This is a genomic window from Nocardiopsis dassonvillei (genome assembly GCF_964273065.1).
Taxonomy (GTDB): domain Bacteria; phylum Actinomycetota; class Actinomycetes; order Streptosporangiales; family Streptosporangiaceae; genus Nocardiopsis; species Nocardiopsis dassonvillei_B.
Genome location: NZ_OZ186815.1, coordinates 3,438,305 through 3,459,353 on the forward strand (window position 1 = coordinate 3,438,305; position 21,049 = coordinate 3,459,353).

The 21,049-nt window shown below is 73.9% G+C and carries 17 protein-coding genes and 1 pseudogene; 8 read left to right on the forward strand and 10 right to left on the reverse strand.

Annotated features, from left to right (window positions below; translation table 11 throughout):
• Positions 1-29: 29 nt before the first annotated feature.
• The 3 genes from eda to zwf are packed head-to-tail and all read right to left on the reverse strand — an operon-like array spanning position 30 to position 3,984.
• Positions 30-662, reverse strand: a complete 633-nt coding sequence (gene eda / locus ACSUPR_RS15220) for a bifunctional 4-hydroxy-2-oxoglutarate aldolase/2-dehydro-3-deoxy-phosphogluconate aldolase (protein ID WP_436885274.1) — start codon at positions 660-662, stop codon at positions 30-32.
• 26 nt (positions 663-688) lie between these two features.
• The gene (gene edd, locus ACSUPR_RS15225) at positions 689-2,512 is read right to left on the reverse strand and encodes a phosphogluconate dehydratase (RefSeq protein ID WP_436885275.1); all 1,824 of its coding nucleotides are present in this window, start codon (positions 2,510-2,512) and stop codon (positions 689-691) included.
• Positions 2,509-3,984: a glucose-6-phosphate dehydrogenase gene (gene zwf, locus ACSUPR_RS15230; protein WP_436885276.1), complete on the reverse strand. Its 1,476-nt coding sequence runs from the start codon at positions 3,982-3,984 to the stop codon at positions 2,509-2,511. The genes edd and zwf overlap by 4 nt, the downstream gene beginning before the upstream one ends.
• 206 nt (positions 3,985-4,190) lie before the next feature.
• Between zwf and ACSUPR_RS15235 the strand changes: the two genes are divergently transcribed.
• The 3 genes from ACSUPR_RS15235 (at position 4,191) to ACSUPR_RS15245 (ending at position 8,859) form a co-directional block, all read left to right on the forward strand.
• Positions 4,191-5,381, forward strand: coding sequence for an ROK family transcriptional regulator (locus tag ACSUPR_RS15235; RefSeq protein WP_436885277.1), 1,191 nt, complete (start codon positions 4,191-4,193; stop codon positions 5,379-5,381).
• 510 nt (positions 5,382-5,891) lie between these two features.
• Positions 5,892-6,557 (forward strand): hypothetical protein, encoded by a 666-nt coding sequence (locus ACSUPR_RS15240; RefSeq protein WP_436885278.1) that lies wholly within the window; start codon positions 5,892-5,894, stop codon positions 6,555-6,557.
• Positions 6,558-6,993: 436 nt separating this feature from the next.
• Positions 6,994-8,859 (forward strand): LCP family protein, encoded by a 1,866-nt coding sequence (locus tag ACSUPR_RS15245; protein ID WP_436885279.1) that lies wholly within the window; start codon positions 6,994-6,996, stop codon positions 8,857-8,859.
• A gap of 218 nt (positions 8,860-9,077) precedes the next feature.
• Here ACSUPR_RS15245 and ACSUPR_RS15250 read toward each other — a convergent pair whose 3' ends face one another.
• Entirely contained in the window at positions 9,078-10,205 is a 1,128-nt protein-coding gene (locus tag ACSUPR_RS15250) for a hypothetical protein (RefSeq protein WP_436885280.1), read from the reverse strand.
• Positions 10,206-10,473: 268 nt separating this feature from the next.
• A complete protein-coding gene (locus ACSUPR_RS15255; protein WP_436885281.1) occupies positions 10,474-11,316 on the reverse strand; it encodes a hypothetical protein in 843 nt (280 codons plus the stop codon).
• 325 nt (positions 11,317-11,641) lie between these two features.
• Between ACSUPR_RS15255 and ACSUPR_RS15260 the strand changes: the two genes are divergently transcribed.
• Complete coding sequence (locus ACSUPR_RS15260; protein WP_436885283.1) at positions 11,642-13,390, forward strand: sensor histidine kinase; 1,749 nt, start codon at positions 11,642-11,644, stop codon at positions 13,388-13,390.
• A gap of 188 nt (positions 13,391-13,578) precedes the next feature.
• Here ACSUPR_RS15260 and ACSUPR_RS15265 read toward each other — a convergent pair whose 3' ends face one another.
• The 3 genes from ACSUPR_RS15265 to ACSUPR_RS15275 all read right to left on the reverse strand — a co-directional run bounded on the left by ACSUPR_RS15265 (position 13,579) and on the right by ACSUPR_RS15275 (position 16,997).
• Positions 13,579-14,250, reverse strand: a complete 672-nt coding sequence (locus ACSUPR_RS15265; RefSeq protein WP_436885284.1) for a response regulator — start codon at positions 14,248-14,250, stop codon at positions 13,579-13,581.
• Positions 14,251-14,437: 187 nt separating this feature from the next.
• Positions 14,438-15,916 (reverse strand): amidase, encoded by a 1,479-nt coding sequence (locus ACSUPR_RS15270; RefSeq protein ID WP_436885285.1) that lies wholly within the window; start codon positions 15,914-15,916, stop codon positions 14,438-14,440.
• A 19-nt stretch (positions 15,917-15,935) separates the two neighbouring features.
• On the reverse strand, positions 15,936-16,997 hold the full coding sequence (locus tag ACSUPR_RS15275) for a D-2-hydroxyacid dehydrogenase (RefSeq protein WP_436885287.1): 1,062 nt from the start codon (positions 16,995-16,997) through the stop codon (positions 15,936-15,938).
• Between the two features lie 266 nt (positions 16,998-17,263).
• Between ACSUPR_RS15275 and ACSUPR_RS15280 the strand changes: the two genes are divergently transcribed.
• The 4 genes from ACSUPR_RS15280 to ACSUPR_RS15295 all read left to right on the forward strand — a co-directional run bounded on the left by ACSUPR_RS15280 (position 17,264) and on the right by ACSUPR_RS15295 (position 20,102).
• Positions 17,264-17,746 carry a DUF3830 family protein gene (locus ACSUPR_RS15280; protein WP_436892022.1) on the forward strand — a complete coding sequence of 161 codons (483 nt, stop codon included), beginning with the start codon at positions 17,264-17,266 and terminating at the stop codon, positions 17,744-17,746.
• 61 nt (positions 17,747-17,807) lie between these two features.
• A complete protein-coding gene (locus ACSUPR_RS15285) occupies positions 17,808-18,578 on the forward strand; it encodes a maleate cis-trans isomerase family protein (protein WP_436885288.1) in 771 nt (256 codons plus the stop codon).
• Positions 18,579-18,608: 30 nt separating this feature from the next.
• Positions 18,609-19,361, forward strand: coding sequence for a maleate cis-trans isomerase family protein (locus tag ACSUPR_RS15290; RefSeq protein WP_436885289.1), 753 nt, complete (start codon positions 18,609-18,611; stop codon positions 19,359-19,361).
• 57 nt (positions 19,362-19,418) lie between these two features.
• Positions 19,419-20,102, forward strand: coding sequence for a GntR family transcriptional regulator (locus ACSUPR_RS15295; protein ID WP_436885291.1), 684 nt, complete (start codon positions 19,419-19,421; stop codon positions 20,100-20,102).
• Positions 20,103-20,309: 207 nt separating this feature from the next.
• Here the strand turns inward: ACSUPR_RS15295 and ACSUPR_RS15300 are convergent.
• Together ACSUPR_RS15300 and ACSUPR_RS15305 are read right to left on the reverse strand one after the other, a co-directional pair.
• A pseudogene (locus tag ACSUPR_RS15300) lies at positions 20,310-20,684 on the reverse strand (Fic/DOC family protein); the annotation flags it as partial.
• Complete coding sequence (locus ACSUPR_RS15305) at positions 20,597-21,025, reverse strand: antitoxin VbhA family protein (RefSeq protein ID WP_436885293.1); 429 nt, start codon at positions 21,023-21,025, stop codon at positions 20,597-20,599. The pseudogene ACSUPR_RS15300 and the gene ACSUPR_RS15305, both read right to left, overlap by 88 nt.
• Between the last annotated feature and the right edge of the window lie 24 nt (positions 21,026-21,049).

Genomic DNA, 21,049 nt, shown 5'->3' on the forward strand with positions numbered 1-21,049 from the left:
GTCGCGGGGCGGGCGTCGCACGGGTGCCGTCAGAGCGCGGCGGCCTGCCGGGCCAGCCCGGTGATCCGGTCCCAGTCCCCGGCGGCGACCGCGTCGGCCGGGGTCAGCCAGCTGCCGCCCACACAGCCCACGTTGGGCAGCGCCAGGTAGTCGGGGGCGGAGGCCGGCGTGATGCCCCCGGTCGGGCAGAAGCGCACCTGCGGCAGCGGCCCAGACAGGGACTTCAGGAAGGCGGCGCCGCCCGCGGCCTCCGCCGGGAAGAACTTCAGCTCGGTGACGCCGCGCTCCAGCAGCGCCAGCGCCTCCGAGACCGTGGACACGCCGGGCAGGAAGGGCAGTCCGGTGTCGGCCATGGCGGCGGCCAGGGTGCCGGTGCTGCCGGGACTGACCAGGAACCGGGCGCCCGCCCCGGCGGCGGCCTCGGCCTGGTCGGGCGTGGTCACGGTGCCCGCGCCGACGACGGCCTCGGGGACCTCCGCGGCGATCCGCTCGATGGCGGCGAGCGCGGCGGGGGTCCGCAGCGTCACCTCGATGCCGGGCAGGCCGCCCGCCGCCAGGGCACGGGCCAGCGGCACCGCCGCCTCTGCGTCGTGCAGGACGACCACCGGCATCACCGGGGCCAGGGCGAGGATGTCCGCACCCGAACGGGGTGTCGTCGTCATGGGGAGTTTCTCCTGTTCGATCGCGGTCAGTGGCCGAAGACCCCGGCCCCGGTCTCGGCGGGGCCGACGGCCGCGCGCATGGCGGCGAACAGCTCCCGGCCGGTACCCGCGGAGGAGTCGACGCTCGGCCGGGCGGGCTCGCGTCCGGCCAGGTCCGCGAGCACCTCCAGTGTGCCCGCGCGGGCGTCGAGGCGGATGACGTCGCCGTCGCGGACGTAGGCGAGCGGCCCGCCGGCCTCGGCCTCGGGGGACACGTGGATGGCGGCGGGCACCTTGCCCGAGGCGCCCGACATGCGGCCGTCGGTCACCAGGGCGACCTTCTGTCCGCGGTCCTGGAGGACGGCCAGCGGCGGGGTGAGCTTGTGCAGCTCGGGCATGCCGTTCGCACGCGGGCCCTGGAAGCGGACCACCGCGACGAAGTCGCCGGTCAGCTCCCCGGCGGTGAAGGCGGTCTGGAGTTCGGCCTGGTCGGCGAAGACCCGGGCGGGGGCCTCGACCACGTGCCGGGACGGGTCCACCGCCGACACCTTGATGACGGCGCGGCCCAGGTTGCCGTCGAGCATCCGCAGGCCGCCGTCGGCGGCGAAGGGGTCGTCGGCGCCGCGCAGCACCGAGGTGTCTCCGCTCTCCTTGGGGCCGTCCACCCAGGTCAGGACACCGTCGTTCAGCTGCGGGACCTGGCGGTAGGTGCTCAGGCCGCGGCCCATGACGGTGTGCACGTCCTCGTGCAGCAGCCCCGCGTCGAGCAGGGAGCCGATGAGGAAGGCCATGCCGCCCGCCTCGTGGAAGGCGTTCACGTCGGCGGCGCCGTTGGGGTACATGCGGGTGAGCAGCGGGACGACCTCCGACAGGGCGGCGAAGTCGTCCCAGGTCAGCTCGATCCCGGCGGCGCGGGCGATCGCCACCAGGTGCAGGGTGTGGTTGGTGGAGCCGCCGGTGGCCAGCAGGGCGACCACGGCGTTCACGATCGCGCGCTCGTCGACCTGCTCGCCCAGCGGGACCGGGGAGTCGCCCAGACCGGTGTTGGCCAGGACCCGGCGGCCCACCTCGGCGGTGAGCGCCTCGCGCATCTCCGTGCCGGGCTGCTCGAAGCTGGCCCCGGGCAGGTGCAGGCCCATGACCTCCATGAGCATCTGGTTGGAGTTGGCGGTGCCGTAGAACGTGCAGGTGCCCGGCGAGTGGTAGGCGGCCGACTCCGCCTGGAGGAGCTCGCGCCGGTCGGCCTTGCCCTCGGCGAAGCGCTGGCGCACCCGCGCCTTCTCCTTGTTGGGCAGGCCCGAGGGCATCGGGCCCGCCGGGACGAAGGCCACCGGCAGGTGGCCGAACGACAGGGAGCCGATGAGCAGGCCCGGCACGATCTTGTCGCAGACGCCGAGCATGAGGGCGCCGTCGAACATGTCGTGGGACAGCGCGACGGCGGTGGCCATCGCGATGACGTCCCGGCTGAACAGGGACAGCTCCATCCCCGCCCGGCCCTGGGTGACACCGTCGCACATGGCGGGCACCCCGCCCGCGAACTGGGCGACCCCGCCCGCGTCGGCGACGGCGGCCTTGATGATCGCCGGGTAGGCCTCCAGCGGCTGGTGCGCGGAGAGCATGTCGTTGTAGGAGGAGACGATCGCCAGGTTCGGGGTGACGTCCCCGGCCAGGGCGAGCTTGTCGGAGACACCGCAGGCCGCGAAACCGTGGGCCAGGTTGGCGCAGCCCAGGGCCGTGCGGGCGGGTCGGGCCGGGTCCGCGGCGGAGCGGATCCGGTCCAGGTAGGCGGCGCGCGACCGCGCGCTGCGCTCGGCGAGGCCGCGGGTGACCTCGGCGACGACGGGGTGGACGGCGGGGACGTGCGCGGTCATCGGGGTTGCTCCTCTTCGTACCACGTGCGGCCGGTGCGGCCGATGAGCCGGTCGGCGCCCGCGGGGCCGGCGCTCCCGGCCGGATAGGTCTCGGGGACGAGGTCCAGGTCGGCCCAGGCGGCGATGACGGGGTCCGTCCACCGCCAGGCCGCCTCGACCTCGTCGCGACGCATGAACAGGGTGGAGTCTCCGGCCAGCACGTCCATGAGCAGCCGCTCGTAGGCCTCGGGCGAGCGGGTGGCGAACGTGTCGGCGAAGCTCAGCTCCAGCGGAACCGGCCGCAGCCGCAGCGCACCGGCGCCGGGGGTCTTGGCCAGCATGGTGAGGTGGATGCCCTCGTCCGGCTGGAGTCGGATGACGAGGCTGCCGCCACCGGTCGCGGCGCCCGGGAAGATGGTGTGCGGAACGTCGCGGAAGCGCACCACGATCTCGGACCGGGCGCGGTCCATGCGCTTGCCGGTGCGCAGGTAGAAGGGCACGCCCGCCCAGCGCCAGTTGGCGATCTCGGCGCGCAGGGCGACGTAGGTCTCGGTGACGCTGTCGGAGGGGCCGCCGGGCTCCTCCAGGTAGCCCAGGACCTCGGAGCCCTGGACGTCGCCCCTGCCGTAGCGGCCGCGCACGGTGTCCTCGCGCACGCGTTCGCCGGTGAGGGGCTTGAGGGCCTGGAGGACCTTGAGCTTCTCGTCCCGCACGGCCTCGCGGTCGTAGCTGGCCGGGGGTTCCATGGCGGTCAGGCACAGCAGCTGGAGCAGGTGGTTCTGGACCATGTCGCGCATGGCCCCGGCGGTGTCGTAGTAGCCCTTGCGGCCCCCGACGCCGACGGTCTCGGCCGCGGTGATCTGCACGTGGTCGATCCAGCGGGAGTTCCACAGGGGCTCGAGGAAGACGTTGGCGAAGCGCAGCACCAGGAGGTTCTGCACCGTCTCCTTCCCGAGGTAGTGGTCGATCCGGTAGGTCTGCTCCTCGGTGAAGATCTCGCCGACCTCGGCGTTGACGGCCTGGGCGGAGGCGAGGTCGCGGCCCAGGGGCTTCTCCATGACGACCCGGGAGTTCGGGGTGACCAGGCCGGCGTCGGCCAGGCCGCGGCAGATCGCCCCGGAGATCATCGGCGGGACGGCGAGGTAGAAGACGCGGTCGCGGGCGGGCTCCAGGGCGCGGGCCAGGTCGGCCCAGCCGGAGGGGTCGCCGCCGACGTCGACGGTGATGTGGGAGAGGCGGCCCAGGAACCGGCGCAGTACGCCGGGTTCGGGAACGCGGACGGCGTGGTGGCCCTGGACCGCGGCCTCGGCCTTGCCGCGCAGGTCGGCGTCGGTGAGGCCGTCGCGGGAGACGGCGATGACGCGGGTGCGCGGGTCGAGGTGGCCGTCGCGGTCCAGCAGGTAGAGGGAGGGCAGGAGTTTGCGCATGGACAGGTCGCCGGTGCCGCCGAAGACCACCAGGTCGGTGGGGCGGGGCGCGGACTGCTGCGGCATGTCGGGGTGCTCCAGCGTGGCGAGGAATGACGGAAGGGACTGCGGAGGGTGCGGGGTACGCCGGGTGCGGGGGTGGCCCATGAGGCGTGGTCCGTTCGTCCCTTTCGACCTTAAGGCCGGTTATGGTAAAAAACCAAGCACACTTCAGAACACTTCTTTACATAAGATCCCATGTTCGGAAACCGGACCGAGTGGTTGAATGAGGTATGGCCAGAACCCCGGGACGCCTGTCCTCCGCTGCCACCACGAGTGGCCACATCCTGGAGCTCATCCGCACCGGAACGGCGACCAACCGGTCCGAGCTCTCCCGCGCCACCGGCCTCTCCCGTCCCTCCGTCGCCCTGCGCCTGGCCGAGCTCATCGACAGCGGCCTGGTGGTCGAGGGCACCGGCACCGCATCCACCGGCGGCCGCCCCCCGTCGCTGCTGGAGTTCAACGCCGACAGCGGGCTGCTGCTCACCGCCGCCCTGGGCATGGCCCGCAGCCAGGCCGCCGTCTGCGACCTGGCCGGTGAGATCCTCGTGCGCACCCCCGGCTCCCCCGACATCGCCTCCGGCCCCGACGCCACCGTCCCCTGGCTGCTGGAAACGTGGCGCGAACAGCTCGTCTCCCTGGACCGGGACCCCTCCGAGGTGCGCGGCGCGGGCATCGGCCTGCCCGGTACCGTCGAGTTCCACGCCGGGCGCGCCGACGACCGCCCCCTGCTCGGCAAGTGGGCGGGCGTGCCGCTGGCCCCGCTCATCTCCGAGCGCTTCCCCGTCCCCGTCATGGTCGACAACGACGTGAACGTGATGGCCCTGGGCGAACACCTGGCGGGCGGGCACGGGCACCCCTCCGACATGGTGTTCGTCAAGGTGTCCACCGGTATCGGCGCCGGCCTGATCTCCGGCGGCAGGCTCCTGCGCGGATCCCTGGGCGCCGCCGGGGAGATCGGCCACATCCCGGTGCGCGACGGGCAGGACCTGCCCTGCCGCTGCGGCAACACCGACTGCCTGGAGGCCGTCGCGGGCGGACCCCGGCTGCTGGAGCTCGCCGCCGAGGAGGGCCGGGAGGTCGCCGGGATCAAGGAGCTGGTGTCCCTGGCCGCCGCCGGGGACCCCGTGGCCGTCACCCTCATCCGCGGGGCCGGGAGGCGCCTGGGCGAGGCCCTGGCCGGGGCCGTCAACCTGCTCAACCCCGAGGTCGTCGTGCTCGGCGGCGACCTGTCGGAGGCCTACGACCACCTGGTCGCGGGGGTGCGCGAGATGGTGTTCCAGCGGTGCACCGCCCTGGCGACCCGGCAGCTGCGGGTCGTGGCCAGCAGCCTGTGGGACGAGGCGGGCGTGCGCGGCTGCGCCGCCATGGTCGCCGAGGAGATCCTCTCCCCCGAGGCCGTGAACAAATACCTGGCGGGCTGAAGTGCTCCCCCGGCCGGAGCCGGGGATCCCCGCCCACCTCGCGGTGGCGGGCTCGACGCGTCGTGCGCGCCTGGCGGCGGTGCCGTAGCGTGCGGAGACGCCGGTGGTGTTCTCCGGTCCCGGTCCCGGTGCCTGCGCTCGGCTTTTTCGCGTAGCGCCCGGATCCGGTCGTAGGTACGCACCAGGCGGCGGGAGGCGGTCCCCCCCGCGGGCGCGTGTTCTTGCGGTGGACGGCCCGCCGCTCCGGGCGGGCCGCGGACGGGAGGTCCCGGGTACCATTCACCGCCGGTCTGAAAGCCGAAGCCCTCCCGGACAAGCCGGATGGGTCCCGTGACGAGAGGGAACGACCGCACGGCCCTGCGACGACACCGGAACGGGTACGCCGCGTGACCGCCGCGGCACTTGACAAGCACCCCCTCCGTACCGAATAGTCACCCACCACCCGGCCCCGCCCCGCACGCCCCCGACTCCCCACCGTGCGGACCCCCGCCCGGAAAGGTCATCCGAACCGTGCCAGACGCCCTAGAGAACCCGATCCTCCTGATCCTGCTCGGCGCCCTGATCAGCCTGGTCACCAGCGTCGTCGTGACCGGCGTCCAGGCCCGTCTGCTGCGCAGGAACGACGTCCGCGAGGCGTCCAGGGCCTCGGCCCGCAGGCTCACCAGCGCGTTCATCGCCGAGCGCGACTCCGCCGACCCGGCCGACGGCTTCCTGGCCGAGGCCGAGATCACGGTCATGTCGATGACCGACCGCAAGACCCGCGAGCGGCTGACCGCCGTGCTGCGCCTGCTGCGCGAGCGGGCGCTGCCCGAACTCGAGGAGCTGAGCGGCGTCCGGGCCGAGCGGGCGCGCCGCCTGCTCAGCGAGCACGCCCTGGAGGTGCTCGGCTCCCACCTGCGCTCGGAGCGGCTGCCGGAGGTCCCCCCCGAGGTCAAGCAGATGCTCCGCGTGGAGGAGGAGGCGCTGAGCATCCGCTCCGGCGAGAAGCCGCGCCCGGTCGCCCCCGCCGAGCCCATCACCAAGAGCCAGGTCGCCCCGCGGCCCCGGCACACCGGGAGCAGGACGGGCGGCACGGCCGCGCGCAAGACCACCAAGGCGACCGGACGGGGCACCGCCAAGTCCGCGCCCAAGGAGGAGGAGACCGCCAAGGAGGGCGGCGCCTTCTGGGACGACTGAGCCCCGGATGCGGTCCTCCGCGACCCGCCGTCCCGTACCAAGGCTTGGTCAGGACGGCGGGTCAGAAGTGCCCCTTCCGGACACGGGTGAGAAAGTCGGACAGGTGAACGTCAGCCGACGTCACGCACCGGCGAAGGAAAAGTGCGGCGCAATTGTGGTCACCAGCCCCGCGCTCGGACATGTCGAGCGCGCACTCCACGGGATCTTCACCTAGGATCTCCACCACACGCGGGATTCCCCGTCGTCCGTGCCCCCAGTGCCCCAGATCCCCGTCCTCCGAGGACTCCGCACGTCACGACGCCGTACCCCACGGCCTCCCGCATCCACACAGCGCGCGACCGCCGCCCTCCCCCGAACACGGACTCGTGGCCCTTCTCTCCGGGCCGGTGTCCGACCGTTGGCACGTCCCGCCGTCCGAACCCACCGAGATTGCACGATGCCCGCTGACGAGAACACCGCCACCGAAGCCGGAGCGGACACCACACCGGAACCGAACCCCGAGAACGGTTCGGAGCACACCGCCGAGCGGGACGCGGGCGCCGAGAAGCGCGCCGACCCCGTCTGGCGCATCGGCCGGAGCGGCCGGCTGGAGCGCGTCGGCCGCCGGGAGCCGGCCGCCGCGAACGATGACGACGTGATGGCGCTGGTCAACGCCGTCACGCCGCACCGTCCCGAACCCGGGGGGGAGCCCCGGACCGGCGCGGGCGCCGCGGCGGGGAACGCCTCCCCCGCGGCGGAGGCGACGGAGCCCGCGGACGCGACGCCCGGGGCCGGGGGCGCCGCCGCTGAGGCCGGCGGACCGGTCGGCGGCACGGCCGACGGGACCGCGGAGGCGGTCGTCGGGGGAAGCCCCGGGGCCGGCGCCCCGGAGACCGCGGAGGACACCGGCACGGCCGACCACGTCGCGCGGGCGGAGGGCGGTTCCGACCGGGGCGGCGCCGGAGCGAGCGGCCGGGATGCGGGGAACGGGCCCGGACCCGGCGGGTACGCCGCGGACGGCGGTCCCCCCGCGGCGGTGCCGCCGGGAGCGGGCGGCGCCTCGGGCGGTGCCTCCGGCGGCGGGACGGGCGGGGGCGCGGGCCCCGGCGGCTCCCCCGCCGCTCCGGGGCAGGGCGGAGGCGGCGGACGCGGGCGTCGGCGCCTGCGCCGGATCGCCGTCTGGACCGCGGCCGGCCTGGCCGTACTGCTGACCGTCGGGATCGCCACCGCTTACGGCTACTACCACTCGCTGCGCTCCGGCACGGTCCAGCACGACCTGGAGGCCGCTCTCGACGAGGCCGAGCGCCCCGAGAAGATCAGCGACGCGGTCAACATCCTCTTCATGGGCTCCGACGGCTACGAGGAGGGCAGCACCGCCTACACCACCGAGTTCGAGGGCGAGCGCTCCGACTCGATCATGCTGGCGCACATCTCGCCCGAGGACCGGGTCTCGGTGATCAGCTTCCCCCGGGACTCCCTGGTGAACCTGCCGCAGTGCGACCCCTACGGCACCGCCGAGGGCACCTACGGCTACTTCGGCATGATCAACGCCGCCATGTACCACGGCGGCCCGCCCTGTGTGGTCCGCACCATCGAGTCGCTGACCGGCATCCGCATCGACCACTTCGTCCACCTGAGCTTCATGAGCTTCCGGGACGTGGTGGACGCCATCGGCGGTGTGGACATCTGCATCCCCGAGCCGATGAAGGACGAGCGCTCCAAGCTCGACATCCCGGCCGGTCAGCAGACGCTCACCGGCGACCAGGCGCTGTCGTTCGTGCGGGCCCGCTACGAGATCGGCGACGGCGGCGACATCGGCCGCATCGACCGGCAGCAGATGTTCATGGCCGCCCTGGCCGGGCAGGCCATGCAGCGCGAGGTGCTCGCCAGCCCCTCCAGGATGCACGGGATCCTGACGGCGGTGGCGGAGCACAGCGCCACCGACAGCCGGTTGACCCTGGACCGGATGCTCTCGATCGCGGTGTCGCTGTCCGACGTGGACCTGAGCGACATCGAGTTCCACACCGTGCCCTGGTACCAGGCGCCCTTCGACCCCAACCGCATCCTCTGGTACGAGGAGCGCGCGGAGGAGCTGTTCGCAGCGGTGCGCGAGGACCGGCCGCTGCCGCCGCTGATGGCGGCCGACGAGGCCGCCGTCCCGCTGGACCCGCCGGGTGCCTCGCCGAGCCCGTTCGACGTCCCGGGCGACGCGCCGTCGCCGTCGCCCGACGCACCCGCCGCCCGGCCGGGCGAGGGGCGCGACGCGACCTCGAACCCGTGCGCCGACGGCCTGGGCTTCGGCACCGGCGAGGAAGCGTACTGACGGAAGAGACGGAGAAGCGGCCCCGGACACCCGTCGGTGTCCGGGGCCGCGGTGCGCCCGGGGCGGCGGAGACCCTCCGCTCCCGCGCCGCGTGCGCCGAGGAACCCCCACAGTCCTTCGGTGTCGCCTGCGCGGGCCGGTCCCGCGTCCGCCCCGGGCGGTGCGCCCGCCACGACCTGCGGGCGCACCTCCCGGTGGGGCTTGTCAGGCCGCGGGGCCTAGTGGGCGAGGGCTTCGAGCGGGCCGCCGTCCAGGGTGGGCTCGCCGACGGAGGGCAGGCCGTCGACGCCGACCAGGTCGCCGCCGACGGAGTCGGTGGCGGGCAGGGCCGAGGTCAGGTCGCCGACCGCGGGGAGCCCGGGCAGGGCGTCGGCGGCCGCGGCCTGGGGCAGCAGTCCGGTGACGGCGTCCAGGTCGGCGGCGGTGCCGAGGTCGTCCGCGGGCAGTTCGGGCAGCCGGTCCGCCGGCGCCGCCTGCGGCAGCGTTCCGGTGGCCGCGCCCAGGTCGCCGACGGGCAGGGTCCCGGGCAGCTCGGACAGGGAGTCGACCGGCGCCGCCTGCGGCAGCAGCCCGGTGACGGCGTCCAGGTCCTCCTCGGACACCTCGGGCACGCCCACCGGACCCGCCTGCGGCAGGGCGGCGGCGCCCTCGCCCAGGACCAGGTCGGAGACGATGTCGGCGGCACCGCCGGTGAGGTCGGTGTTCTGCCCGTTGACCGGCATCACCGGGTCGCTCATGGGGACGGCCTCGGCGGCGTCCAGCCCGGTCAGCGCGGTCCCGACCTCGTGGGTGCCCTGGCCGACGCCGGTGCCCAGCCTGTTCACGGTGCCGTTGACCTTCCCGGCCGTACCCGGCAGCGGCTTCTGCGCGGGGTGGCTCAGCGGCAGGGTGCCGCCGCTGTTCAGGCCGATCCCGTCCAGCAGCCCCAGCCCTCCGAGCGCACCGGTGACCGGGTCGAGCGCACCGCTCTGGGGGACGGTCGGGGCGGCCACGGGCAGGGCGCCGGTGACCGTGTCCAGGCCCACGTCGGTGCTGTTGCCGTCCAGGGCGAGCGGGGCCTCGACGGGCAGCCCGTCCGTGAGGGAGCCGGTCGGGGCGGAGTTGTGCTGCACGTCGGGGGCCGCGGAGATCGTTCCGGGCTGCACGCTCGCCAGGTCGCCGACCGGCGAGCCGATGCCCTCGGTGAGGAGGGTGGGCACCTGGCCGCCCAGGTCGTTCAGGGGAAGGCCGTCGGTCGCACCGCCGAGGGTGTCGGCCCAGGAGAACCCGGAGCCGAAGGCGATGAATCCAGCCGCTCCGGCTGCCACGAGCAGGGTCTTGGCTGAAGTGCGGGCGGTGGTGTTCATGAGTGTCCTTCCGGGTGGCCGCGTTGCGCGGCTCGTGGTCTGTCTCTCGTTCGGGGAGCCTCTCCCCTGGCCAGGAGGGAGCTGCTCGGTTTCTCAGCGGGCGACCTGGCGGGCCGTCGACTGATGTGAACCCCGCGAGTGTGCGCGGCGGCTCACATCAACCCCCAGAGGATGCGGAGGCGAGCACTCGGAGTACGGGACCCGGGCGTTCCGCGGCTGGGAAGGTGTGCCAGGAGGACGGTCGGCGTGCGACCGGGGGAACGCCGCGCTAGTCGGGCGAGAAGGTGGGCTCGTCCGCTTCTTCGGCCGGGACCGAGCGCAGGACGTGCCGGGCGGCCTGGACCAGGCCGGGGGCGGGGGCCGGGGCCCCGAAGGCGGGCAGGTGGCCCGCGATGAGCCCTCCGCCCTGGGCGGCGCCCCCGGAGGGGGCCGTCGGGGCCGAGGTGGTGGTGCCCGAGCCGAGCGGGGCCGCGGCGACCGCGGCGTCGTTGTCGGGGGTCCGGTCGGCCCCGGTGGCGGAGTCCTCGGCGGCGGCCGGCTCGGCGGCCGCGGACTCCGTCACGGAGGCGTGGACCGCGACCGGCTCGGTCGCGGGGACCGCGGGAGCGGGCTCCGGACGCGGTGCGCGGTGCCCGCGCTCGACGGCCGTTCCGGGCTCCGGGGCGGTGGTGCGGGCCGCCTCGGGCAGCGAGGCGGCCTCCGCGACGGGCGCGGCGACGACGTGCCGCACGGCCTCGTCGAGGTCGCGTGCCATCTCCTGCGGATCCGCCGACGCCTGCGGGGCGATCGGCTCCTCCAGCACCCGGCGGGCGTTGTCGACCCCGGTTCCCATGGTCCCCACCGTGCCCACGCCGGCGACGGTGTCGGCCAGAGGGCCGCCGATGTCGGCGACCACGGGCCGGTGCCGGTCGAGGGGGCCGGCGGGCAGGGCCGTACCGGTGCCCGGGTCGCCCTGGCCCTCGGCCGCGGTGGCCGGGGAGGCCCCGGCCAGCCAGAGGGCGCACAGCACGCCGGCCACGAGGGCGGCGAGCAGCAGGGCCCGGCGGACCGGTGCGGGGCACACGGCGGTGCGGGCGCCGCTGGCGCTCGCACTACCGTGGGCTGTGAACACCGGGGGTCCTTCCACCGTGGATCTAGGGACTTCGACGCGACCGGGGCGGGGCCGCCGGTGCGGGGCGCCGCGGATCGCGGGGCCTGTCGGGGGTGCCGGTCGCGGGGACCGTACGGGTCCTTCCTGCGTCGACTGACGGCGACGTTAGCATGAATTGGGTCGGCCGCGGAGTGTTTCCGCGGGAATTCCGGTCCAGGTAAAGCCATGTCCTGACGAACAGATGTGGCAAACCGGGAAAAAACCAACGACAATTCACCTATATACATCCGAGGAAAAGCACGCATTGCGAGACCGCCCGATCGGCTCTGCGGAGGTTGACCGAACCATGACCGAGCTCCCCCAGAGCCCCCGGCTGTCCCCCGACCCCTGGGATCACCTCCTCACCGATGTGCACGGCCTGCACAGGGGCATGTCCGACCACGCCAGGATGCGCTCCCTGCTCCAGGCGGTGCTGACCATCGGGGGCGACCTCGACCTGGCGACCGTGCTGCGCAGGCTCACCGAGATGGCCGCCCAGCTGGTCGGCGCCCGCTACGCGGGGCTGGGGGTGATCGACGAGGACGGCGGCTTCAACGAGTTCATCCCGGTGGGGGTCGACCGCGAGCAGGCGGAGATGATCGCCCGCTTCCCGCACGGCAAAGGGGTCCTTTCGGCGCCTCTGCAGGGCCGTGCCCCACTGCGGCTGGCGGATCTGCGCGACCACCCCGACTTCGGCGGCTTCCCCGAAGGCCACCCGCAGATGACCACTTTCCTCGGAGTGCCGATCCAGGTCCGCGGCGAGGTGTTCGGGAACCTCTACCTGAGCGAGAAGTCCGACGGCGCCGAGTTCGACGAGGAGGACGAGACGGTGGTGACCGCACTGGCCACCGCCGCCGGGGTCGCCATCGAGAACGCGCGCCTGTACGAGGAGGCGCGCCTGCGCGAGCGGTGGCTGGGGGCCTCGACCGAGATCACCACGCGCCTGCTGTCGGGCGCGGCCACCGACGAGGTGCTGGCCTACCTGGCCGCGCAGGCCCGCGAGATCGGCGGTGCCGACGTCGCGGTGGTGCTGCTGCCCGATTCGCGCGCCCGGGGCCACCTCTTCGCCGAGATCGCGGACGGCCCCATCGCGCAGGAGATCCTGGGCACCCCGGTGGAGATCCACGGCTCGGAGTGCGGGCGGGTGTACGAGTCGGGCGAGCCGAAGAGCCTCCCCGACCTGCGCCGGGCCGACTGCCCGATGCTCACCCACCGCGGCTACGGCCCCGGGCTGCTGGTGCCGCTGGGCACCCCGGGCAACACCCGGGGCGTGCTGCTGCTGGGCAAGCTGTCGGAGCGGGCGCCGTTCCCGGCGGCGACGCGCCGCATACTGCACTCGTTCTCGGTGCAGGCGGGCATAGCGCTGGAGCTGGCCGAGGCCCGGCACGACACCGAGCGCCTGGTGGTGCTGGAGGAGCGCGACCGGATCGCCAAGGACCTGCACGACGTGGTCATCCAGCGGCTGTTCGCGTCGGCGATGACCCTGATGAGCACGATGCGGCTGATCGCCTCTCCGGAGGCGACCGAGCGCGTGCAGCGCACCATAGACGAGCTGGACGCGACCATCCGGGAGATCCGCTCGACGATCTTCGCGCTGCAGAACCCGCCCAGCCGCCAGGACACCTCCCTGCGCGGGCGCATCCTCAAACTGGCCGAGAACACCGCCTACAGCCTGGGCTGCCACCCGGGGGTGAGCCTGGACGGGCCGATCGACGCCTCCGTCCCGGACGAGGTCGGCGAGCAGCTGCTGGCCGTGCTCGGGGAGGCGCTGAGCAACGTGGCCCGGCACGCGCGCGCCACGGAGGTGCACGTGTCCGTGTCGGTGGAGGAGACGGCGACGACCGGCCGCCCCACCACGCTGACCCTGACCGTCACCGACAACGGGGTGGGCCTGCCCGAGGAGGGGCGGCGCAGCGGGCTGCGCAACATGGACGACCGGGCCCGGGCGCTGGGCGGCGGCTTCTCCGCCCGGCGCGGGGAGGCGTCCGGCACGGTGCTCACCTGGAAGGTGCCGGTGCCCGACGACGGGACCCCGCCGTTCGACACCTTCCAGTGACGGCCGCGGGGCCGTGAGGCGCCGGCGGGTTCCGGGGCCGGGAGGAGGCGTCCCCGTGGGGCCGCCGTGCCTCCTCGGGCCCGTTCCCGCCCTCCGGGGGCGACGGGCCGGGCGGGGGCCGCGGCCGTCAGGCCGTCCGCCGGGGACGGGCCACGGGCGGGCCGGAGCGGAAGTCCGGGAGAACCGTCCTAGTAGCGGCGGCCGCGGAGCTCGGCGACCAGGACGGCGGCCTGGGTCCGGCGCTTGAGGTCGAGCTTGGACAGCAGGGCCGACACGTAGTTCTTGACGGTCTTCTCCGCCAGGTAGAGGCGCTCGCCGATCTGGCGGTTGGTCATGCCCTCGCCGATGAGGTCGAGGATCTGGCGCTCCTGCGGGGTGAGCTCGGCCAGCGGGTCGGGCTCGGCCTGGGCGCCGCGCAGGCGCTCCATCATCGCGCCGGTGCTCCCGGAGTCGAGCAGGGAGCCGCCGGAGGCGACGGTTCGCACGGCGCCCACGAGGTCGGCGCCGTGGATCTGCTTGAGCACGTACCCGGCGGCGCCGGCCATGACGGCGTCGTACAGGGCGTCCTCGTCGGCGAACGAGGTGAGCATGAGGCAGGCGATCTCGGGGTGGTCGGACCGGATCTCCCGGCACACCTGGACGCCGGAGCCGCCGGGCAGGCGCACGTCCAGGACGGCGACGTCGGGGACCACGACCGGGATACGGGCCAGGGCCTGTTCGGCGGTGCCCGCCTCGCCGACGACGGTCATGTCGTCCTCGGTCTCCAGGAGCGCGGCGACACCGCGCCGGACCACTTCGTGGTCGTCCACCAGGAACACTCTGATGGGCTTGCGCACGCCCTCGGCTCCACCGCCCGACATCCCGCTCATCCTCATCCCTGTGCCATTCCTGCGTCGCCGCGCCGCGGACACGTCTCCGGGATAGACGGTAGTACGTGCGCGGGGGCCCGCGGGGGCCATATGACACAGAACTCCTCCGACAAAGGTCCTGCATGCGGACATATCACCCAAGATGCGGGCGAAAACTCCATGATCGATCGGACGGGGATCAGGGGCGGGCCCCCGCCCACGGCAGCGCCAGCTCCAGGGCGCGGCAGGCCGACAGCACCCGGGCGTCCGCGTGGCGCGGACCCACCACCTGGACCCCCACCGGGAGCCCCGCGGACGTGAACCCGCACGGCACGCTCGCCGCGGGCTGCTGGGTCATGTTGAACGGGTGGCTGAACCCCGCCCACGCCGTCCACCGCTCCCCCTCCAGCTCCGGCGGGCACTCCCGGCCCGCCCCGAACGCCCCGAACGGCGCCGCCGGCGTGAGCAGCAGGTCGTGTTCGGTGTGGAAGCGGCCCATCCGGGCGCCCATCTCCATGCGCAGCGCCATCGCCGTCAGGTAGTCCTGCGCGGAGAAGGACAGCCCCTCCTCGATGATCTCCGCCAGCCCGGGGTCGAACAGCCCGCGGTCCTCCCCGGTGACCCGCTCGGTGGCCTTGGCCGCGCCGGAGAACCACAGCACGTGGAACTCCTGCCGGGCGTCGGGCAGGCCCGGATCGGCCTCCGCCACGTGCGCACCCAGGTCGGCCAGGGCGTCGGCGGCGGCGGAGACGGCGGCCGCCACCTCCGGGTCCACGGCGAGCCCTCCCAGGGTCGGGGCGAGCGCGACGCGCAGCCCGCGCACCAGGTCCTCCGGGTCGGTGCGCAGGCGCACGTCGGCCAGGCCCGGCCCCGGCGGGGCCAGCGCCGCCCAGTCCCGGTGGTCAGGACCGGCCATGGCCTCCAGCATGAGCGCGGCGTCGCCGACGGTGCGGGTCATCGGCCCGCTGTGCGCCAGCGAGCCGAAGGGGCTGGCCGGATAGTGCGGGACCAGGCCCCAGGTGGGCTTGAGGCCGACGATCCCGCTGAAGGCCGCCGGGATGCGGATGGAGCCGCCTCCGTCGGTTCCGGTGGCCATCGGGACCGTCCCGGCTGCGACCGCGGCGGCCGAGCCCCCGCTGGACCCGCCCGGAGTGGTCGCCGGATCCCAGGGGTTGCGGGTGACACCGGTGAGCGGCGAGTCGGTGACGGCCTTCCAGGCCAGTTCGGGAGTGGTGGTCTTGCCGACGAAGACCGCGCCCGCCTCCCGGAGCCGGGCCACCGCCGGGGAGTCCTCGTCCCAGGGGCCGCCGCGCGGGGAGGTCAGGGATCCCTTGAGTGTGGGGTGGCCGCGCAGCAGGTGGACGTCCTTGACGGCGACGGGCACCCCGTCGAGCGGGCCCACCGGCTCCCCGCGCTCCCAGCGGCGGGCCGACTCGCGGGCGGCGGCGCGGGCCTCCTCCGCCAGGACCAGGCAGAAGGCGTTGGTGACGGGTTCGGTGCGGTCGATGCGGTCCAGGGCGGCCCCGACCGCCTCCTCCGGGGAGGAGTCGCCTCGGGCGTAGGCGGCCAGGAGGTGCTCGGCGGACGCGGCGGACGGGTCGGCCACCGGGCCCGCGGGCGCCGGTGCTCCGGCGGCCGCGGGGGCGGCCGCGGCGGTCGAGTCGGAACGGATCGTCACTTCGGCCTCCCGGTAGGGGTCAGCCGGGAACGTAGCCCCGGCGCTTGTCGACGACGTTGCGCGGTTCGCGCCCGTCGAGATGGCGGGAGAGTTCGTCCAGGAACAGGTCGACCAGTTCCTCGCGCCAGCCGACCACGTCCCCGGCCATGTGCGGGGAGACCACGGAGCCCGGCAGCCCCCACAGCGGGCTGACGGCCTTGAGGGGCTCGCGTTCGAAAACGTCCAGTGCGGCCCCGGCGATGGCTCCGGAGTCCAGGGCGGCGGCCAGGTCCGACTGGTCGACGATGGGCCCGCGCGCCACGTTGACGAGGTGGGCGGTGGGCTTCATCAGGTCCAGGAAGGCACGGTCGACCAGGCCCCGGGTGGCGTCGGTGAGCGGGGCGGCGATGATCACGTGGTCGGCGGCCGGGATCTCGCCGAACAGGGTCGGCTCGCCCGACGGCCCGCGCTCGGCGGTGCTGGAGAGCACCACGTCGCCGAAGTCGGGGTCGCCGGTGCGGGCGCGGCTGCCCGAGGCCCGTACCTCCACTCCCACGGCGGTGAGCAGGCGGGCGGTGGCGCGGGCGATGGGGCCGGTGCCGACGACGAGGGCGCGGCTGCCCGCCACGCTCCGCGTCTCGCGGTGTTCCCAGCGGCGTTCGCGCTGGTACTCCCAGGTGCGGTGGAAGTCCTTGGCGTGTGCGATGACCAGGCCCAGGACGTATTCGGCGATGGGCCGCTCGAAGACCCCGCGCGAGTTGGTGACCACGACGTCGGACTCGACCAGTGCGGGGAACATGAGGTTGTCGACCCCGGCGGTGGCCGCGTGGACCCAGGTCAGCGCGTCGGCCTTGGGCCAGGCCGCGGCCAGGGCCTCGGAGAACAGGTCCCAGACCAGCAGGATGTGCGCGCCCGGCAGCCTGGCGGACAGGTCGGCGGCGGTGGTGTAGGCGACCCCGCCCAGGCCGGGGTGCCCGTCGATCCGCTCCCGGCCCGGAGGCAGGTCGTCGCCGTGCAGGATCAGCAGCCTGGGGCGGTCGGGCGGGGACGGGGCGGCACTGTTCACGGGGCCTGCGCTCTCCGGTCGACGGCGGTGAAGCATCCTGGCGGGGCTCGGGCCGATCCCGCACCGGCCACGCTAGGAAGCCGGCATGGGATTGTCAACAATCGACAACCCCAGGGGGCGGACTCCGCGAATCCCTCGTCCCGCCTCCTCCCCGCTTCTTGTCGCGGGCAACCGCCGGATCGTAAGATTGTCGACAATCCACAATCCGGGGATCCCCGGATCGATGCCCGGACACCGTCCCGCCGGTTCCGACCCCGTCGCCCGACCGCCACCGAAGGGACCCCGACCACGTGCCCAGGTACATGACCATCACCCTGCCCCGCCGCGGGGTGTCCTGCGTGGCAGAGCTGCTGGAACGGGACGCGCCCCGCACCTGCGCGGCGGTGTGGGACGCGCTGCCCCAGGGCGACGCCGTCCAGCACGCCAAGTACGCGCGCAACGAGATCTACACGATGGTGCCGAGGTTCGCGCCCGACGAGCCCGGCATGGAGAACCCCACCGTCACCCCCATCCCCGGCGACGTCGTCTACTTCTCCTTCGACGGGGGCGTGCTCGACCGCGCCTTCAAGGAGGACAAGGGGATCGACCACCTGCCCGGGGTCATCGACCTCGCCCTCTTCTACGGGCGCAACAACCTGCTGCTCAACGGAGACGTCGGCTGGGTGCCCGGCAACGTGTTCGCCACCGTCGTGGAGAACCTCCCCGCCATGGCGCGGGCCTGCGAGGACGTCTGGCGCTCGGGCAGCGCGGGCGAGCGCCTCGTCTACGAACGGCTGGACCGCTGACGGCACCCGCACGCCGGGGCCCCGGCACGGCGAAGTGGAAAGCGAAGGAGGTGAGCGACCGGTGCTCGTACAGAACTCCCACGAAGGCCCGGCGGCCGAACGCCCGACACCCGAGCAGACCGGGGTCGGCGTCGTGGCCCCCTACGATTTCGCGCTCGACCGCGAACTGTGGCGGTGGACGCCCGACGACGTGTCCCTGCACATGACGCGCCTGCCCTACGTCCACGTACCGGTGACGGTGGACCAGGCGGCGGCCCTGTGCCGTCCGGAGCACATCGTCCCGGCGGTCCGCGCGCTGCTGACCCCCGAACCCTCGGCGGTCGGCTACATGTGCGCCTCCGGGAGCTTCGTCCACGGCGCCGCGGGGGAGCGGGAGCTGCGGCGGACCATGGCCGGGGCCGGCGCACCGGGCGCGGTCACCACCTCCGGCGCGCTGGTCGAGGCGCTGGCCCACCTGGGCGCCGACCGCATCGCGGTCGTCACCCCGTACGTGGACGGCGTGACCGAGCGCCTCCTCGGCTACCTGGAGGAGCACCGGATAGGCGTGACCTCCAGCGTGGGGCTGGGGCTGCTGGAGCACATCTGGCGGGTCGCGTACGACGTGATCGCCCGCGCGGTCCACGAGGCGGACCGGCCCGAGGCCCAGGCGGTGTTCGTGAGCTGCACCAACATGCTCACCTACGACATCATCGCGCCCCTGGAGCGGGAACTGGGCAAGCCCGTGGTGACCGCCAACCAGGTCACCATGTGGGCGCTGATGCGGGCCGTCGGCCGGTGCCCGGTGGCCCCGGGACAGGCACTGATGGAGATCGCGGCGCCCAGCGCCGCCTGAACCCGCGGGAGGCCGCGGAGAGGAGGGCCCATGACCCGTGTCGGATTCCTCTACCCGGGACACAGCGCGGAGAGCGACTACAAGGCCTACGAGGGCCTGCTCGGCGGCGACGTCGAACTCCCCGTGGTCCACACCCTGATGCGCGAGGACGCCCACCGCGTCGACGCGCTGCTCGACATCGGCGGCGAGGACGTGCTCGCCGAGGGGGCGCGGGAGGCGGCGGCACTGGGCGTGGCCGCCACCGTCTGGGCCTGCACCAGCGGGAGCTTCGTCCACGGCCGGGAGGGCGCCAGGCGCCAGGTCGAATGGATCCGGCGGGCCGCGGGCACGCCCGCGTCGAGCACCTCGTGGGCGTTCGTCCACGCCCTGGCGCGGCTGCGGGTGTCCCGCGTGGCCGTCGCGGCCACCTACCCCGAGGACGTGTCCCGCCGCTTCGCCGGCTTCCTGGCCGAGGCCGGGGTCGAGGTCGTGTCACTGGCCAGCCACGGCATCGCCACCGCCGCGGAGGTCGGCCACCTCGACCCGGACGAGGTCGTCGACTTCGTCATCTCCAACGACCACTCGCGGGCGGGCGCCGTGCTCGTCCCGGACACCGCCCTGCACAGCGCGCACCTCATCGAGCCGCTGGAGGCGCTGCTCGGCAAGGTGGTGCTCACCGCCAACCAGGTCAGCATCTGGGAGGGGCTGCGCCTGGCCGGGGACACCCGGCCCCGGGCGGGCGGGCCGGGGACGCTGTTCCGTTCGGGGGCGGCCGAGGTCGCGAGTATGCTGCCGCAGGTCTGACCTCCCGGCGGACGACACGCCCGCAGGTCGACGAGGACATCGAAAGGAAGGCGGCCCATGCCCGCCCACGGTCAACTCACCCCGGTCCCCCGGCGCTCCACGGCCGAACTCATCGCCGAGCAGCTGCGCTCGGCGATCATGTACGGCTCCCTGGCCCCGGGGGACCAGCTCGGCGAGGCCGAGCTGGCCGGGCGGCTCGGCGTGAGCCGCGGACCGCTGCGCGAGGCGATGCAGCGGCTCGTCCAGGAGGGGCTGCTGCGCAGCGAGCGCCACCGCGGACTGTTCGTGCGCGAGCTGACCCCGGACGACGTGCGCGACATCTACGTGGCCCGGCTGGCCGTGGAGCGCACCGCCTGCGAGCTGATCATGCGCGGCAACCGGGGCGAGGCCGTCGCCCGGCTCACGCCGGCGGTGCAGCGCCTGGCCGAGGCCGCCGCCACCGGCGACCGGGGCGCCATGAGCGACGCCGACCAGGAGTTCCACCGGACCCTGGTCAGCTGCTCGGGCAACGGCCGCCTGGAGCGGATGGCGCAGACCCTGCTGGTGGAGACACGGATGTGCCTCACCGTGATGCAGGAGGTCTACCCCGAGCCGGCCGAGCTGCTGGAGGAGCACCGCCGCCTCCTCGACGCCATCGCCGACGGCGCCGAGGAGCGGCTGCTGGGCCTCATCGAGGCCCACATGACCGACACCGTCGCCCGCATCAACGGCGAGGACCCCGCCGCCCCGCCCGCCCCCTAGGCCCCCTCGACGAGGTCGTCCAGCATGGCGCGCAGCGGTCCCTGGTCCCTGGTCCCCGCGCGCCGTGCCGACCGCCGAAGCCTCGTCGTTGCGCGCTCCGTCGAGCCGTTCCCAAGCGATGCGGTACCCCGCGTCACGGGCCAGTTGACCGAGGAAGGCACGCTGCGCCCGCCCGTTCCCCTCCCGGAAGGGGTGGAAGGCGTTCATGTCGCCGTAGAGCTCGGCGAGGGCGTCCAGGAACTTGTCCCGGCGCCACCCCCGGAGGTGGTCGCAGGCGGCGAGGCGGCCGAAGACGTCCGCGGCGAAGGAGTCGATGTTGCGCACGGGGCAGAACCAGGAGCCCTTGGCGATGTCCACGGCCCTGACCTGACCGGCCCAGGGATAGATACGGCCGAAGATCTCCTTGTGGAAAAGGCAGAGATGACGGAGGTCGTAGTCTCCGGGCAGGGGATTCAGAGTGATCCGGGTGATGCTGGCGGCCGAGAAGTTGTCCTCTAGCCGTTTGACCCGCTCTTCGTCGGTCCAGTCGAAGACGTTGCGGAGGACCGAGGTCCCGGGGTAGCAGTAGGGATCTTGTTCCATTGCCTTGCTCGCGCCAGCACTCGTTCCTCAGCGTCTTCTGGACTCAACTCCCCTTCGGCGACCAGTGCCAGATCTGCGAGGGTCTCGGCATCGGGTTCACCGCCCTCGGCCCGGACCGAGCCGACGGCTTCAGCGGCACTTTGCCGCTTTCGGTGGTTCTCATAGACACGGATGAGCTCTTCGTACTCCTGAACCGAGATGAGCACACCCTGCGGTCGGCGGTACGCACCCATGATGATGGGGTCGCGAGCAGGCTCGACAGAATCCGAAGACAGCTGGGAGAGCAGACCGGCGAGTCTGCTGCGAGCCTCATCGACGCCCATGACGCTATGAACCTTCATGGTTCCGAGGATACAGGAAACTCG

What these genes read in the sequence shown, in the direction of transcription:
- eda (WP_436885274.1), bottom strand. Translation starts at nt 662, where the DNA reads ATGACGACGACACCCCGTTCGGGTGCGGACATCCTCGCCCTGGCCCCG.
- edd (WP_436885275.1), bottom strand. Translation starts at nt 2,512, where the DNA reads ATGACCGCGCACGTCCCCGCCGTCCACCCCGTCGTCGCCGAGGTCACC.
- zwf (WP_436885276.1), bottom strand. Translation starts at nt 3,984, where the DNA reads ATGCCGCAGCAGTCCGCGCCCCGCCCCACCGACCTGGTGGTCTTCGGC.
- ACSUPR_RS15235 (WP_436885277.1), top strand. Translation starts at nt 4,191, where the DNA reads ATGGCCAGAACCCCGGGACGCCTGTCCTCCGCTGCCACCACGAGTGGC.
- ACSUPR_RS15245 (WP_436885279.1), top strand. Translation starts at nt 6,994, where the DNA reads ATGCCCGCTGACGAGAACACCGCCACCGAAGCCGGAGCGGACACCACA.
- ACSUPR_RS15250 (WP_436885280.1), bottom strand. Translation starts at nt 10,205, where the DNA reads ATGAACACCACCGCCCGCACTTCAGCCAAGACCCTGCTCGTGGCAGCC.
- ACSUPR_RS15260 (WP_436885283.1), top strand. Translation starts at nt 11,642, where the DNA reads ATGACCGAGCTCCCCCAGAGCCCCCGGCTGTCCCCCGACCCCTGGGAT.
- ACSUPR_RS15265 (WP_436885284.1), bottom strand. Translation starts at nt 14,250, where the DNA reads ATGTCGGGCGGTGGAGCCGAGGGCGTGCGCAAGCCCATCAGAGTGTTC.
- ACSUPR_RS15275 (WP_436885287.1), bottom strand. Translation starts at nt 16,997, where the DNA reads ATGCTTCACCGCCGTCGACCGGAGAGCGCAGGCCCCGTGAACAGTGCC.
- ACSUPR_RS15280 (WP_436892022.1), top strand. Translation starts at nt 17,264, where the DNA reads ATGACCATCACCCTGCCCCGCCGCGGGGTGTCCTGCGTGGCAGAGCTG.
- ACSUPR_RS15290 (WP_436885289.1), top strand. Translation starts at nt 18,609, where the DNA reads ATGACCCGTGTCGGATTCCTCTACCCGGGACACAGCGCGGAGAGCGAC.
- ACSUPR_RS15295 (WP_436885291.1), top strand. Translation starts at nt 19,419, where the DNA reads ATGCCCGCCCACGGTCAACTCACCCCGGTCCCCCGGCGCTCCACGGCC.
- ACSUPR_RS15305 (WP_436885293.1), bottom strand. Translation starts at nt 21,025, where the DNA reads ATGAAGGTTCATAGCGTCATGGGCGTCGATGAGGCTCGCAGCAGACTC.